The 14636-nt window shown below is 74.5% G+C and carries 11 protein-coding genes; 6 read left to right on the top strand and 5 right to left on the bottom strand.

From position 1 onward, the window contains the following. Nucleotides 1-25: 25 nt before the first annotated feature. Both ACO03V_RS11410 and ACO03V_RS11405 read left to right on the top strand, forming a co-directional pair. Nucleotides 26-2872, top strand: coding sequence for a glycosyltransferase (locus tag ACO03V_RS11410; protein WP_423137666.1), 2847 nt, complete (start codon nucleotides 26-28; stop codon nucleotides 2870-2872). Next, nucleotides 2869-4251 (top strand): DUF5719 family protein, encoded by a 1383-nt coding sequence (locus tag ACO03V_RS11405; RefSeq protein ID WP_423137665.1) that lies wholly within the window; start codon nucleotides 2869-2871, stop codon nucleotides 4249-4251. Before ACO03V_RS11410 ends, ACO03V_RS11405 begins: the two co-directional genes overlap by 4 nt. Before the next feature lie 20 nt (nucleotides 4252-4271). Here the strand turns inward: ACO03V_RS11405 and ACO03V_RS11400 are convergent, their stop codons facing one another. Beyond that, nucleotides 4272-4715: a hypothetical protein gene (locus ACO03V_RS11400; protein WP_387055588.1), complete on the bottom strand. Its 444-nt coding sequence runs from the start codon at nucleotides 4713-4715 to the stop codon at nucleotides 4272-4274. Between the two features lie 69 nt (nucleotides 4716-4784). Between ACO03V_RS11400 and ACO03V_RS11395 the strand changes: the two genes are divergently transcribed. Beyond that, nucleotides 4785-4991: a DUF3499 family protein gene (locus tag ACO03V_RS11395; protein ID WP_367729907.1), complete on the top strand. Its 207-nt coding sequence runs from the start codon at nucleotides 4785-4787 to the stop codon at nucleotides 4989-4991. Nucleotides 4992-5013: 22 nt separating this feature from the next. Here ACO03V_RS11395 and ACO03V_RS11390 read toward each other — a convergent pair whose 3' ends face one another. Beyond that, nucleotides 5014-5862 carry an RDD family protein gene (locus ACO03V_RS11390; RefSeq protein ID WP_423137664.1) on the bottom strand — a complete coding sequence of 283 codons (849 nt, stop codon included), beginning with the start codon at nucleotides 5860-5862 and terminating at the stop codon, nucleotides 5014-5016. Nucleotides 5863-5878: 16 nt separating this feature from the next. Between ACO03V_RS11390 and ACO03V_RS11385 the strand changes: the two genes are divergently transcribed. The 3 genes from ACO03V_RS11385 (at nucleotide 5879) to katG (ending at nucleotide 9677) form a co-directional block, all read left to right on the top strand. Beyond that, a complete protein-coding gene (locus ACO03V_RS11385) occupies nucleotides 5879-6874 on the top strand; it encodes a stage II sporulation protein M (protein ID WP_423137663.1) in 996 nt (331 codons plus the stop codon). A gap of 101 nt (nucleotides 6875-6975) precedes the next feature. Then, nucleotides 6976-7395: a Fur family transcriptional regulator gene (locus ACO03V_RS11380; protein ID WP_367730926.1), complete on the top strand. Its 420-nt coding sequence runs from the start codon at nucleotides 6976-6978 to the stop codon at nucleotides 7393-7395. A 23-nt stretch (nucleotides 7396-7418) separates the two neighbouring features. Further along, nucleotides 7419-9677 carry a catalase/peroxidase HPI gene (gene katG, locus ACO03V_RS11375; RefSeq protein WP_423137662.1) on the top strand — a complete coding sequence of 753 codons (2259 nt, stop codon included), beginning with the start codon at nucleotides 7419-7421 and terminating at the stop codon, nucleotides 9675-9677. A 208-nt stretch (nucleotides 9678-9885) separates the two neighbouring features. On the opposite strand, the gene ACO03V_RS11370 is transcribed toward katG, so the two are convergent. The 3 genes from ACO03V_RS11370 to ACO03V_RS11360 are packed head-to-tail and all read right to left on the bottom strand — an operon-like array spanning nucleotide 9886 to nucleotide 14503. Beyond that, nucleotides 9886-10845: an NAD-dependent epimerase/dehydratase family protein gene (locus tag ACO03V_RS11370; protein ID WP_423137661.1), complete on the bottom strand. Its 960-nt coding sequence runs from the start codon at nucleotides 10843-10845 to the stop codon at nucleotides 9886-9888. After that, on the bottom strand, nucleotides 10842-13484 hold the full coding sequence (locus ACO03V_RS11365) for an alpha/beta fold hydrolase (RefSeq protein WP_423137660.1): 2643 nt from the start codon (nucleotides 13482-13484) through the stop codon (nucleotides 10842-10844). Before ACO03V_RS11365 ends, ACO03V_RS11370 begins: the two co-directional genes overlap by 4 nt. Then, entirely contained in the window at nucleotides 13481-14503 is a 1023-nt protein-coding gene (locus tag ACO03V_RS11360; protein WP_387055600.1) for a 3-oxoacyl-ACP synthase III, read from the bottom strand. Before ACO03V_RS11360 ends, ACO03V_RS11365 begins: the two co-directional genes overlap by 4 nt. Nucleotides 14504-14636 lie beyond the last annotated feature (133 nt).

The raw sequence follows: 14636 nt of genomic DNA, 5'->3' as shown, positions 1-14636 counted from the left end.
AGGCCCCGCTTAGGCTGACCACGCTATGCCCGCGAGAGTTCACGCCATCCTCGTCGTGCGCCCCGAGGGACGCACGCCCGCCGCGCTCCATCTGAAGCGCACGCTCGCCGCGCTCGATGCGCAGGTGCGGCCCGTCGACGCTCTCACCATCGTCCTCTGCGGCGCGGACGCGGCTCTCACCGAGCTCGCCGCCGCCTCCGGCGCGGAGGGCGTCATCACCGCCCCCGTGGGCACGCCGTTCGCCCGCGCGACCGCGCTCGCCACCCCCCGCCTGACCGGGGACGCCGTCTGGCTGCTGGCGCAGGACACCGCCCCCGAGCCGGACGCGCTGCAGCGGCTGGCCGGAGCGCTCGAGCTCTCCCCGTCGCTGGCGATCTCCGCCCCCAAGCTCGTGAAGTGGGACGACCACGGCGAGATCATCTCCCTCGGCATCAGCGTCACCCGCTATGGGCGCACCGTCGAGCTCGCCGCCGGCGAGCTGGACCAGGGGCAGCACGACGGCGACGCCGACGTGCTCGGCGCGGACGTCCGCGGTCTGCTGGTCCGCCGCGAGACCTGGCGCGCTCTGGGCGGCCTCGATCCCGCCCTCGGCGGCGCCGATGAGGGCCTGGACCTCTGCATCCGCGCCCGTCTCGCCGCCGACCGCGTCTCGCTCGTCCCGGCCGCGCGGATCGCCGTCGCCGGCGACGGCGTCGCCGCCATGGCGAAGGGCCGCCGCCGTGCGCGCCGCCGCGCCTTCGCCCAGCGGCAGGCCGAGCTGCACCGCCGTCTGACCTACGCGCCGGCCCCGGCGGTCCTGTTCCACTGGCTCTCGTTCCTCCCGCTCGCCCTGTGGCGCTCGGTGCTGCACCTGATCACCAAGGCCCCGCACCGGGTGATGCCGGAATGGGGGGCGACGCTCCTGGTCATGCTGCGGCCCGCCGCCGTCGCCCGCGCCCGCCGGCGCATCCGCACGACCCGCGGCGTCGGCTGGTCGCGGATCGCGCCGCTCCGGATCACCCGCGGCGAGATGCGCCTGCGCCTGGACGGCGACGGTGACACGACGGCTCCGGTCCGCAGCGAGCTGCGGTTCTTCACCGGTGGCGGGGCGTGGGTCGTGCTCGGCGCCCTGGCCGTGTCCGCCGCGCTGTTCTCCCGCCTGCTGGCGTGGCCCGTCCTCGGCGGGGGCGGGCTGCTGCCGCTGCGCGCGACCGTGTCCCAGCTCTGGGAGGACGCCGGCTGGGGGCTCCGCCCCCTGGGGCTGGATGCCATCGGGCCGGCCGACCCGTTCGCCTCCCTCGTCGCGCTGCTCGGGTCCCTCTCCCCGGGCGACCCGTCCCGCGCGTTCGTGGTGCTGTGGGTCCTCGCCCTCCCGCTGGCCGTGCTCGGCGGGTGGTTCGCGGCGACGCGGGTGACCGAGTCGGCGCTCCTGCGCATCGTCGTGGCGATCGCCTGGGCCCTCGCGCCGACGTTCCTCGCCGCTCTCGTCGAGGGGCGGCCCGCGGCAGTGCTCCTGCACCTGCTGCTGCCCTGGCTGTTCTTCTCGGCCAGCGTGGCCCACCGGTCCTGGGCGCCCGCGGGGGCGGCATCCATCCTCCTCGTCGCCGTGCTGGCGTGCGCGCCGTCGCTGGCCCCGGCCACCGTGGTGCTGTGGTCCGCCGGCCTCATCGTCGTCGCGCTCGTCGCGGGGCGCGGGACCGCTCGCGTCATCTGGCTCCTCATCCCGTCGGCCGTCGTCTTCGCGCCGCTGGTGTGGACGCAGCTGCGCGCGGGCAACCCCTGGGGGCTGCTGGCCGACCCCGGCCTGCCGTACTCCGGGGACGAGGTGGGCGCCGACCCCCTCGGCCGCGCCCTGCTGGCCGCCGGCTTCCCGACCGCCGACCCCGGGGGCTGGTCGCTCTTCACCGACGGCGGTCCGGTGTGGTGGGTGGGGCTGCTGGCTGCGCCCCTCGCCGTGCTCGCGGTGCTGTCGGTCCTCACCCCGCGGTGGATCACCGCCTCCGCCCTCATCGTCGTCGCGGCGACGGGGATCGCCACCGCCTTCGCCGCGGTCGGCGTCGCGGTGTCGTTCGATCACGCCGAGCCGGTCGCGCTGTGGCCGGGCTCCGGCCTCAGCCTGGCGTGGCTGGCCGTCGTGTGCGCGGCGGCCGTCGCGCTCGACGCGGGGGTCGTGGGCCGGGCGCACGCCCTCCGGCCGATCGGCGCGCTCGTCGTGCTCCTCGCCCTCACGGTCTCGGCCGTCCCCGCTCTCACGGCCCAGACGGACCTCGCCGCCGACCAGGCGCGCAGCCGGCTGACGAACGGCCCGACCTCGACGCTGCCCGCGTTCGTCGCGGCGGAGGGACGCGGCTCGACCGCGATCGGCACGATCGTGCTCGACCCCCGGGCGGACGGCCTGCGCGTCGACGTGGTCTGGGGCGGCAGCGCGACCCTCGGCGGGCAGAGCACCGTCCTGGCCACGCGCACGGAGGCGACCCCCGGCGACCGGGAGCTCGCCGATATCGCAGCCGACCTCGTGACGCTGTCGTCCGACGACGCCGTGTCCCGGCTGGCCGCGCGCGGCATCGGGTTCGTCCTGCTCGAGACCGCGCCCGAGGGGCAGGACGAGATCGCCCGGGGCAACCGCCTCTCGGCGGGGACGGCGCTCGATCAGCGCGACCGCCTCGACGCCGTGGGCGCGACCGCCCGCGGCGACCTGTGGCGCGTGACGGGGGAGGTGCAGCCCCGCGCGGCGATCGGCGGCGACGACGAGGTCATCGCGCGCGTGATCGCCCTGTCCGCCCTCGCGGTCCTCGTGATCGCCCTCCTGCTGGCCGTGCCCACCGCCGCCTCCCGCCGGGTGGCCCGCCGGACGCCGCGCGTGGTCGGCCCGACCCCGGGAGCACACCGATGAGCACCGATCGCCCTCTCGTCCGACTGGCCACCACCAGCGCCCGCGTCATCGCCGGGACGGCCGTGGCGACCGCCGCGGTCGTCGGCACGGTCGTCGCCATCGCGGCGCCCTGGCCCGTCGTGGCCTCCGACCCGGTCAGCGTCGAGGCCCTGCCGACGCCGTCCGACACCGTCCTCGCCTGCAGCGGTCCGATCTTCGCGCTCGGCCGCACCATCGAGCAGGCCGGGGCGCTCAGCGTCGCGGCGGCGCCCGACGTGGTCAGCGGCGGCGCGGCCCAGGTCGAGGCGTTCACTCTGTCGGGCGACGCCGGGGCGGACACCCCCGCCTTCCGTGCGGCGCCGCAGGACGGGGCGCGTGCGCCGCTGGCCGCGGCCGGGAGCGCCGCCTCCGCGGCGGAGGACCTGGCCGGGTTCGTCGCCTCCGCGTGCCGCCCGCCGCTGGCGGAGTCCTGGCTCGTCGCGGGGGCGACGACCACGGGCGCGAACGACCTCGTCGTCCTCGGCAACCCCGGGGACGTGCCCGCGACGGTGCAGCTGTCCGTCTACGGCGCGCAGGGCGTCTCCACGCCGCCGGGCGGCGCCGACGTCATCGTGCCCGCTCGCGGCCAGCGCATCGTGCCCCTCGCGGGACTGCTGCTCGGGGAGGAGAGCCCGGTCGTCCGGGTCGTCGCCACCGGGGCACCCGTCCAGGCGTCGCTGCAGTCGACCCTCACGCGGACCCTGCTCGCCGGCGGGGTCGACCAGGCCGCGCCGGCGGCCCAAGCCGACACGCGCGTGGTCGTCCCCGGCGTGGAGATCCTCACCACCGGCGAGGGCGAGGTCGGCTCCTTCGTGCGTCTGCTCTCCCCGGGAGGGGATGCCACGGCCACCGTCACCGTCACCGACGCCGCCGGGCAGACGGCGGGGGACCCGCGACAGGTGCCGCTGGCCGGTGGCATCCCGACCGCCCTCGACCTGTCGGGCATCGCCCCCGGGACCTACACCGTCGACGTCCGCGCGGATGCGCCGGTGGTCAGCGGCGTGTGGTCGACCACCGGGTTCGGCGAGGGCGCGGACTTCGCCTGGTACGCCGCGGCGCCCGTCTTCGACGCCGAGAGCGTCGTCGCCGTCGCCCCGGGTGCCGGGGCGCGGCTCGTCCTCGTCGCGGACGGCGGGCAGGCGACGACGGCGACGCTGACCCCGTCCGACGGAGGGTCGCCGGTCCAGATCGACGTCCCGGGGGACGGCGGCGTGGTCGTCGATGCCGGTGCGGGGGTCTACACGCTCTCGCCGCAGGCGCCCGTTCGGGCCGCGGTGTCATACACGGCGGACCGTGCGCTCGCGGGCTACCCGCTGTGGCCGGCGGAGGCCGCCACCGCCGCCGTCACCGTCTACCCCTGACGCGGGGACGGCCGTCCGGCTCAGAGGAAGCGGAAGCGCTCGGGACCGAGGTCCCAGGGGTCGCGGTCGAGGTACTCGGCGGCCGCGCGGAAGACGGCGCCCTCGACCATCATGCGTCGATGCAGGTCGTCGTCCTGGTGAGGGTGCCCCAGACGCTCGATCGGCACGCGGTACAGGATGATGCGCTTCTCGTCACGGAGCACCTGCCAGCGCGGGATGCCGTCGCCCGCGGCCGGGGGCATGATCCCGATCTCGAACGAGACGTCGCGCAGCTCGCTCCACGCCGACCGCAGGAACTCCGCGGCCGTGCTCACCGCGAGGTCGAAGCGCTCGGGCCGGGTGTCCAGGGGCGGCAGCGGGGGGCGGACCACGGGGCTGCGGTTCTCCCGGCCGTGACGTCCGTGCCGGGACGGACGCGCCGGGCGGGGGACCGATGCGGCCTCGCGGAATCGTCTGCGCACCATGCGCCCATCCTACGGTCGGCGGCGCGGCGCGGTCAGCGGGGGAGGGGCCCTCGCCTAGGCTGAGCGGCGATGCGCGACAGACTCTGCTCGAAGGTGGGATGCGCCCGCGAGGCGATGAGCACCCTCACCTACGACTACGGCGACCAGATGGCCGCGCTCGGCCCGCTCGGCCCGGCCGGCGATCCGCACGCCCACGACCTCTGCGCCATCCACGCCGACCGGTTGTCCGTCCCGCGCGGCTGGGTCGTCGTCCGGCACGAGACCCTGCGCGCCTGACACCCGGCCCACGTCCCGGCCGTCAGCGGTCGGCGGTGAGGGATGCCGCGCGCTCGCGCTCCCAGACCAGGGCGCGGTACTCCCGGTCACGGCGCACCGCGGCGACGGCGCGGACCAGCGTCTCGGCGTCGACCGGCGGACGCGGGGCGACGTAGGGCGCCACGGCCTCGGCCAGCCCGGTGGCCACGCGGAGACGGCTCGCCGGGTCGAGGGCGTCGGCGGTGCGGACGAACTGTCCCACACGCGCGCCCAGACGGTCGGGCAGGCGGGAGACGTCGGCCGAGCGCGCCCAGTCCTCCAGACCCGCCGGGAGGCCGGGTGCGGGCGGGGGCAGCGGGCGCGTCCGCGTCCGCTCGCTCGCCGTTCCCGCCAGGAGGTCGCCGAGGCGCTGCGCGCGCGGCGTGAAGATGCCGACGAGGGCCGCCACCGTGCCGAGGGTGAACCAGATCTCGAAGACGCCCGCCACCGCCCGGATGAGGGCCTGCCGGAAGCCGGACGTCCCGCCGTCGAGCCGGACGATGCGTCCGCCCACGGCGAGCTTGCCGAGGCTGCGTCCGCGGCTCAGGGTCTCGACGGCGGTCGGGACGACCACGAGCACGGTGACGACGAGCACGACGCTCACGATGGGGAGCGCCGCGGCGTCGACGACGCCGCTCTGCAGCAGCCAGCCGGCCAGGAAGCTCCCGGCGATCAGGACGAGGACGGAGACGACGAGATCGATCAGCGCCCCGACGATGCGGAGGAAGAAGCCGACCGGCTGCACGTCCAGGGCCACGGCCTCGCCGGTGAGGGTCTCGTCCTGGGCGATCTCGACGACGGCCGCCCCGGCGGCGGGGGCGGGCGAGACCGGCGTGGGGTGCGACGAGGCCATGCGTACAGTTGATCACATGGACCTCGACGCGATCACGGCCGCCCGTCGCGACGAGTGGAGTCGTCTCGACGAGCTCAGCAGGACCCGCCGTCTGACCGGCCCGGAGGTCGACGAGCTCGTCACGCGCTACCGCGCCGCCTCCGCCGACCTCGCCGACATCAAGAGCTCCGCCGGCCGCACGCCGCAGGGCGACGTCGTCTCGACGCTGCTGGCGCGGACGCGTCTGCGTCTGACCGGGGTGCGGGAGAACGTCCAGCGGCAGCTCCCGCGCTTCTTCGTGCTGCAGCTGCCGGCGGCGCTCTACCGCGTGCGGTGGACGACGCTGGTCGTCGGGGTGGTGTTCGTCCTGATCGCGACGCTCTTCGCGGCATGGATCTCGAATGACCCGGCCGCGCTGGCCTCCCTCGGCGCGCAGTCGCAGCTCCAGAACGTCGCGGACGAGCAGTTCGTCGCTTACTACCGCGAGAACCCGAACTCGATCTTCGCGGCCACGGTCTGGACGAACAACGCGTGGATCTCGGCCCAGGCGGTGATCTTCGGCATCACCGGCATCTGGCCGGTCTACCAGCTCGTCCTCAACGCGATGAACGTCGGCGTCACTGCCGCGATCATGGCGGCGTTCGACCGCATCGACGTGTTCTTCCAGTTCATCCTGCCGCACGGGCTGCTCGAGCTGACGTGCATCTTCGTCGCGATCGCCGCGGGGCTCCACATCTTCTGGGCCTGGATCGCCCCGGGCCGTCGCACGCGCATCGAGGCGCTGGCGGCGGAGGGCCGGTCCCTCGCCACGGTCGCGGTCGGGCTGGTGTTCGCGCTGGCGCTCTCGGGGGTCGTGGAGGGCTTCGTCACCCCGCGCGAGTGGCCCTGGCAGGTGAAGGTCGCCATCGGTGCTGCGGCCCTCGGCGTCTTCCTCCTCTACATGCTCGTCGTGGGCCGGCGCGCGGTGCGCCTCGGCGAGACCGGGGATCTGACCGAGTACGAGGCCGGGACGCCGACGCTCGTCGCCGGGTGACCGCACCGCCGGGGGGCGGCATCCCGAATCCGATCCGTCACCGGCGTGTTGTTTTTGATTAACTCAAAACAAGCTAGAGTGATCGAGTGCTCGACGGACGAATGGATGCCTCGGCGGATGCGATCATCCGCGAGGCCGGCCTGCGCGTGACGGCGACCCGCGTCGCCGTGCTGGACGCGCTGCGCTCCCGCCCGCACGCGACCGCCGACGACGTGTTCGCCGGCATCCGCGACGTCCTCCCCGCCACCAGCATGCAGTCGGTCTACAACGCTCTCGGCGATTTCGTCGGGGCCGGGCTGGCCGCCCGCATCGAGCCGGCGGGGCACCCCGGCATGTTCGAACTGCGCGTCGGCGACAACCACCACCACGTGGTCTGCCGTCAGTGCGGGCGCGTCGACGACGTCGACTGCGTCGTCGGAGCCGCTCCCTGCCTGCACGCGCCGGTCGGCAGCGGATTCACGATCGAGACCGCCGAGGTCACGTTCTGGGGCGTCTGCCCCGACTGTCGAGCCACGTCCTGACACCCTTCCCCGAGAGGATTCCGATGAGCGACACGCTGAACGGATGCCCCGTCTTTCACGACGGAGGCGCCCCCGACGACAACCGGCTGCCGGTGGGCGAAGCCCCCGCCGACAGCGAGCCCGTCGGTGCCCTGCCGCACCCGACCCAGGGATCCGCCAACCGCGTGTGGTGGCCCGAGAGCCTGAACGTCAAGATCCTCGCGAAGAACAACGCCTCCCGCGATCCGCTCGATGAGGGCTTCGACTACAAGGCGGCCTTCGAGGCGCTCGACCTCGCCGCCGTCAAGAGCGACATCCAGCAGGTCATGACGACCTCACAGGACTGGTGGCCCGCCGACTTCGGCCACTACGGCCCCCTCATGATCCGCATGGCCTGGCACAGCGCCGGCACCTACCGCGTGACCGACGGTCGCGGCGGCTCGGGCGCGGGCATGCAGCGCTTCGCTCCGCTGAACAGCTGGCCCGACAACGTCAACCTCGACAAGGCGCGCCGTCTGCTCTGGCCGATCAAGAAGAAGTACGGCCAGTCGATCTCGTGGGCCGACCTCATGATCCTCGCCGGGAACGTCGCGCTCGAGGACATGGGCTTCCCGACCTTCGGCTTCGCCGGCGGCCGCACCGACCAGTGGGAGCCCGACGACGACGTGTACTGGGGTCCCGAGACCACGTGGCTCGGCGACGAGCGCTACACGGGCAACCGCGAGCTCGAGCGTCCCCTCGCCGCGGTGCAGATGGGCCTCATCTACGTCAACCCCGAGGGCCCCAACGGCAACCCCGACCCGCAGCTGTCCGCGCACGACATCCGCGAGACGTTCGGCCGCATGGCCATGAACGACGAGGAGACCGTCGCGCTCATCGCCGGCGGACACACCTTCGGCAAGACGCACGGCGCGGCGAGCGACTCGCACGTGGGCGTCAACCCCGAGGCCGCCGACATCAACGACCAGGGCCTGGGCTGGAAGAACAGCCACGGCACGGGCAAGGGCGACGACACCATCACCAGCGGCCTCGAGGTCACCTGGACCTACCACCCGACCCGCTGGGACAACGAGTTCTTCCACATCCTCTTCGCCTACGAGTGGGAGCTGTTCCAGAGCCCCGCGGGCGCGCACCAGTGGCGCCCCGTGAACGGCGGCGGAGCGGACATGGTCCCCGAGGCGCACTCGGACGGCCGCCGCGAGCCCCGCATGCTCACGAGCGACCTCGCCCTGCGCGTCGACCCGGCGTACGAGAGGATCTCGCGCCGCTTCGCCGAGGACCCGGCGGCCTTCCAGGACGCGTTCGCCCGCGCCTGGTTCAAGCTTACCCACCGCGACATGGGCCCGCGCGAGCGCTACCTCGGTTCCGAGGTCCCCTCCGAGGTGCTCGTGTGGCAGGACCCCGTGCCCGCCGTCGACCACGCACTGATCGATGCGACGGATGCCGCTGCCCTCAAGCAGCAGATCCTCGACAGCGGCCTGTCGGTGCAGCAGCTCGTCACCACCACCTGGGCCGCCGCCTCGACCTTCCGCGGCAGCGACAAGCGCGGTGGCGTGAACGGCGCGCGCATCCGCCTCGAGCCGCAGAAGAGCTGGACGGTCAACAACCCCGAGCAGTTGGCATCCGTCCTCGAGGTCCTCGAGCGGATCAAGGCCGAGTTCGACGCCCAGGCCGCGGACGGCAAGAAGGTCTCGATCGCCGACCTGCTCGTGCTCGCCGGCAACGCCGGGGTAGAGCAGGCCGCGCTCGCCGGCGGCGTCGAGGTCGAGGTGCCCTTCACCCCGGGCCGCACCGACGCGTCGCAGGAGCAGACCGAGATCGAGTCGTTCCGCTGGCTCGAGCCGATCGCCGACGGCTTCCGCAACTACGCCTCGCGCGAGGCGCGCCTGCCCGCGGAGTTCCTGCTGCTCGACAAGGCCAACCTGCTCACGCTCACCGCGCCCGAGATGACCGTGCTCGTCGGCGGCCTCCGCGCGATCGGCGCGAACTGGGACGGCAGCGACTGGGGCGTCTTCACCGACACCCCGGGCGCGCTGACGAACGACGTCTTCGCGAACCTCCTCGACCTCGGCACGACGTGGAAGCCGCTCGACAGCGGCAAGCACGCCTTCCAGGGCACGAAGGACGGCTCGGGCGAGAAGGTCGGCATCGGCACCCGCGTCGACCTGGTGTTCTCGTCGAACTCCGAGCTGCGCGCGCTCGCCGAGGTCTACGCCTCCGACGACGCCAAGGAGAAGTTCGTCCGCGACTTCGTCGCCGCCTGGCGCAAGGTCACCGAGCTGGACCGCTTCGACCTGGTCTGAGCCCCTGTCCGGAAGGCCCGTCCCCTCGCGGGGGCGGGCCTTCCGCCGTTCCTGGGAGTGGGTGTCCCACTTCGTGCAGGTCAGGGGGCTGATTTCTGCACAGAGTGGGACATGCAGAGAGGGGATGCTGCTGGGTGTCCCACTTCGTGCAGGTTAGAGGGCTGTTTCCTGCACAGAGTGGGACATGCAGAGAGGGGAGGCCGCCGAGTCAGGCGCGGGAGAGTCGGCGCAGGCCCTCGTCGAGCGAGACGGCGGGCGTCCAGCGCAGATCGCGGCGGATCTCCGTCTGGTCGAACCAGTGGGCGGTGGACAGCTGCTCGGCGAGGAAGCGGGTCATCGGCGGCTCGTCCTCGCCGGGGCGCACGGCCCACACCCGCTCGACGAGGGCGCCCGCCGCGCGGGCCAGCCCGGCCGGCACGCTGAACCGCGGCGGCCGTACACCCGAGGCGAGGCAGATACCGGCGAGCAGGTCGCCCACCGGGCGCGGCTCCCCGTTCGTCAGCACGTAGGCCCGGCCGCTCACGTCGTCGACGCGGTCCAGGGCGGCGACGATGCCGGAGGCGGCGTTGTCCACGTAGGTCGAGTCGATGAGGGCTGTCCCGCCGTTCAGCAGCGGCAGCGTCCCGCGCCGGGCACGGTCGACGATGCGCGCGATGAGCTGGGTGTCGCCCGGTCCCCAGACGAGATGCGGGCGGATGGCCACCAGCGAGAGCCCGTCGCCCGCGCGGCCGAGGGCGAGCAGCTCGGCCTCGGCCTTGGTGCGGGCGTACTCGCCCGAGGCCGCGGCGGGGTCGGCCGGCTCGGCGCCCACTCCGGCCAGCGCATGACCGGCGTGCGCCACCGACGGCGACGACACGTGCACGACCCGGGACACGCCGGCCGCCGACGCGGCGTCGAGCAGCGTCCGCGTGCCCTCCACGTTGACCGCCCGGAACTGCGCGGGGTCGCCGGCGAGCGAGACCTTCGCGGCGAGGTGGACCACACCGTCGACGCCGTCGAGAGCGGCCGCCACGACGGCGGCATCCGTCACCGATCCGCGCCGGTCCTCCGCACCCGCCACCCCGGACGGCCGGCGCTGCAGGGTGCGGACCTCGTGCCCGGCGCTTTGCAGGGCCCGGACCACGGCGCGGCCCAGGAAGCCGGACGCCCCGGTGGCGAGGACCTTCACGGCTTCTCGCCGGCCAGCACCCGCGCGGCCCACTCGCCGACGCGGGTGCGGTCGATCTTGGAGTTGTGGCGGATGTCCGTCGGCAGCGTGGTGACCACGAGCACCGCGGCGAGCTGCTGCGACGTCGCGGCGCGGACGGCGGCCGTCAGATCCGGGGATGCCAGTCCGGGACGCCGCGCGCCCTGGGCGGTCTCGACCACGGCGACGACGACCTGCGCGCCCCGCGGTCCGACTCCGACCACCGCGGCCCGTCCGACGCCGGGGACGGACTCGACGTCCTGCTCGATCCCGACGGGCGTCACGGGGCCGCCGGCGGTGGCGATGACGTGCGGCATCCGGCCCTCGATCCACAGCCGGCCGTCGGCGTCGAGGTGGCCGACGTCGCCGGTGCGGTGCCAGCGCTCGCCGACGTCGCGACGGGCCTCGCGGTCCGTGAGGTAGAGCCGGAAGTATCCCCGCTTCAGGTGCGGCGCCGAGATGACGACCTCGCCCGAGACGCCGGCGGCGGTGTCCGGAGTGCCGGTCGCACGCCCGTCCGCGTCCAGCGCCGAGATGCGGACGCGGCCGTGGCCGACGGGGCGCCCGACGCACACCCCGCGGTCGCCCGTCTCGGCGGCGCGCTCGATCTCGGGCAGGGTCACGTCCGCGACGAGCAGGCACTCGGTCATGCCGTACGGGGTGTGGGCGACGGCGTTCGGCATGAGCGCCTGCGCCCGCCGCAAGAGGTCGACGGCGACGGGCGCCCCGGTGGACAGGAACGTCCCCACGCGCGCGAGTGCCGCGCGGTCCTCGTCACCGAGGGCGTCGGCCGTGGCGACGACGTTGCGCACCGCGGCGGGGGAGAGGAACACGATCCGCGCGTCCGAGGCGCGGACGGCGGACGCCACGGCCGCGGCGGTCAGCGTCCGGGGCGCGGACACGTCCATGTCGGGGGTGGCCGAGCGCGTGCCGAGCGCCGGTCCGAGCAGGGCGAAGGGAGCGAACCCGGTGACCAGTCCCGTGTCGGCGGTCACGTCGAAGTGCGCGGCGAGGGCGTCCCGGAGCGCGACCAGCTGGGCGTGCGTGTAGACGACGCCCTTCGCCGGACCGGTCGAGCCGGAGGTGAACAGCACCGCCGCCTCGGCCTCCGCGGGCGGGGCGGGCGGCAGAGCACGGCCACGGCCGGCGCGGGCGAGGTCGGCGAGGCTCGCGTCGACGCCGAGCGCCCGCGCGGTCGGCGCGGGCAGGGCCGGGGCCGAGATGCGCCGGCCCGGCCAGCCGAGCGCCCGCGCGGCGGCGAGGCCGGCGGTCTCGCCGATCACGATGTCGGGGACGGCGCTGCGGACCGCGCGGGACAGGCCCCGGATGCCGAGACCCCGGTCGGCCACGACCACGACGGCCCCGATGCGCAGACACGCGTAGAGCGCGGCGGTGAGGGTCGGCCCGGGCGGCACGAGGAGCGAGACGCGGTCGCCGCGACGGACGCCGAACGCGTCCAGTCCCGCGGCGATCTCCTCGACGCGGGCGGCCAGCTGCCGCCAGCTCACCCGCAGCGGTTCCCCGTCGCGGGCGGTGCTCATGTCGATCACGGCGGTGTCGTCGTCGTCGCGGCGGGCGTGGAGCGCGTCCCACAGCCGGGCGGCCGTGTCGGCGTCGGCGTCCGTCGACGGGGGCGTCGGCGCCGGGCCGGTGGCATCCCTCCCCGGCTCGACCTTCTCGGCCAGCCAGTCGAGGACGGCCTCGGCGTACGGGCGCTCCTCCGCGATCAGGTGCCCGGCCCCCTCGAAGCGGTGCACGTCGGCGTGCGGCAGGCGCTCGGCGAGGTCGTCGAGGTGGCCCTCGCCGAAGACGGGGTCCTTCGGTCCGCGCAGGAGCAGCGCAGGCACCGTGAGCTCGCGCAGGCCCGACGACATCCGGCGCAGGGCGGGGGTGCTCTCGTCGTCCGCCGTGGCCGGGATGTCGGCGACGAACCCGCCGATGCCGCCGCGCCGGGCGACGGTGGCGTATGGGGAGCGGAAGGCCGCCCGCACGGCGGGGTCGAGGTCCGCCAGGGCGAGGGTGGTGTCCAGGAACGCCGTCGTCGTGGTCGTGCCGTGCGCGAGCACGCCCCGCGCGGTCGCGACGCGCAGCGCGAAGGGCAGCGGCGCGTCCTCGGGATGGTGCACCGCGGTGTTCAGCGCGATGACGGCGGCCAGGCGTTCCCGGTTCTCCACGGCCCAGCCGAGCGAGACGGGACCGCCCCAGTCGTGCCCGATGGTCACGATCGGACCCGGGATGCCGCACGCCTCGACGAGCGCGCCGAGGTCGGCGATGCGCTGGGCCAGGGTGCGCCGCACGTCGGTCCGCTCCGAGAAGCCCATCTCGAGCTGGTCGACGGCGACGACACGCCACGCGGGCCCGGCGTCCGCGCGGTCGAGCGACTGCGCGACCAACGAGCGCCAGAGGTACGACCAGGTCGGGTTGCCGTGGACGGCGACGATCGTGCCGACCGGCTCGACGCCGCGGGCGGCGAGAGCGGGGCCGGTGTCGAGGACGTGCCAGCGCCGGGTGGTGCCGGCGTCGGCGCCGGCACCGGGGACGTCGACGAGCCGCGACAGCGCGGGGTCGAGCCCGGGCAGGCCCGCCGGGGGGAGCGTCGCGGCCCGACCGGTCACCGTCACCAGGCCAGCTCCAGCATCCCCGTGTTGAGGCCGGACCCGACTCCCATCAGCAGGACGCGGTCGCCACGGCGCAGGGTCTTCTGCTCGTCGACGAGGGTGATGGGGATGGAGGCCGGACCGACGTTGCCGAGGTGGGGGTAGGTCACCGGCACCCGGCTGCGGTCGAGCTTGGCCGCGCGCACGATGGCGGAGGTGTGCACCGACGACACCTGGTGGGTGACGTAGCGGTCCATGCCCGTCCACGAGAACTCGTCCTTCGCCTCCTTCCAGGCGGAGACGACGAGGTCGAGCCCGCCCTTCAGCAGGGCCTTGGCATCGGTGAACATGCCGTCGACGCTGCCGACGCACAGGTCGTAGAACTCGGTCGCCGCCCGCGTGACGCCGCCGACGATGCGGTGGCCCTCGGGGTGGTCGCTCGCGCGGCCCAGGACGGCGGCGGCCGCGCCCGAGCCGAGGGTGAGCGAGGCGAACTCCTGCATGAAGGCGTCGCGGTCGAGGTCCTCGCGGACGAGCCGGTTGATGGTGTTGACCTGGATCTCGTCCGCGTCCTCGCCGTTGACGATGAGCGCGTAGCGGATCTGGCCGGACTGGATCATCCCGGCCGCCAGGCTCATGCCGTTGATGAAGCCGAGGCAGGCGTTGGCGACGTCGAAGTTGACCGCCGAGCTCGGCAGCCCGAGGCCGTGGTGGAGGCGCACCGCCACCGAGGGCTCCAGGTGCTTGCGCGTCACGGACGTGTTGATGATGAGGCCGATCTGGGACGGATCCACCCCGGCCTGGGCGAGGGCCTCCTTGCCGGCGGCGATGGTGGCCTCGTCCGAGGACTCGCCCTCCGCCCAGTTGCGGCGCTCGTTGACGCCCGCGACGCGGCGCAGGAGTCCCGGCTTGAGGCGCAGGCGGTGGAGGGCCGGCGCGAGACGGTCCTCGATGTCGTCGGAGGTCGTCACACGGCTGGGCAGGACGCTCGCCACCGATACGAGGGCCACATCGTCGAAGCGGGTCGTGGCGTTTCCTGGCAAGAGATCTCCCGCATCCTGTGCGTAGACGGGGCAGCCCGGGCACGGAGGGGACGCGCGGACGGCTCGAAGGGTACCCCCCAGGATAAGCCGCGTCGTATGTCGACCGGCGCATAGGGGGTCGGTGTGATACGCG

Origin of the sequence: Microbacterium sp. HMH0099, assembly GCF_049384025.1 — a bacterium.
Taxonomy (GTDB): Bacteria; Actinomycetota; Actinomycetes; order Actinomycetales; family Microbacteriaceae; genus Microbacterium.
The sequence above is the reverse complement of the archived record's forward strand: the minus strand, read 5'-3'. Positions and strand labels throughout refer to the sequence as shown.

Coding starts and splice junctions, on each gene's coding strand:
- ACO03V_RS11410 (WP_423137666.1), top strand. CDS start 26: ATGCCCGCGAGAGTTCACGCCATCCTCGTCGTGCGCCCCGAGGGACGC.
- ACO03V_RS11405 (WP_423137665.1), top strand. CDS start 2,869: ATGAGCACCGATCGCCCTCTCGTCCGACTGGCCACCACCAGCGCCCGC.
- ACO03V_RS11400 (WP_387055588.1), bottom strand. CDS start 4,715: ATGGTGCGCAGACGATTCCGCGAGGCCGCATCGGTCCCCCGCCCGGCG.
- ACO03V_RS11395 (WP_367729907.1), top strand. CDS start 4,785: ATGCGCGACAGACTCTGCTCGAAGGTGGGATGCGCCCGCGAGGCGATG.
- ACO03V_RS11390 (WP_423137664.1), bottom strand. CDS start 5,862: ATGGCCTCGTCGCACCCCACGCCGGTCTCGCCCGCCCCCGCCGCCGGG.
- ACO03V_RS11385 (WP_423137663.1), top strand. CDS start 5,879: ATGGACCTCGACGCGATCACGGCCGCCCGTCGCGACGAGTGGAGTCGT.
- ACO03V_RS11380 (WP_367730926.1), top strand. CDS start 6,976: ATGGATGCCTCGGCGGATGCGATCATCCGCGAGGCCGGCCTGCGCGTG.
- katG (WP_423137662.1), top strand. CDS start 7,419: ATGAGCGACACGCTGAACGGATGCCCCGTCTTTCACGACGGAGGCGCC.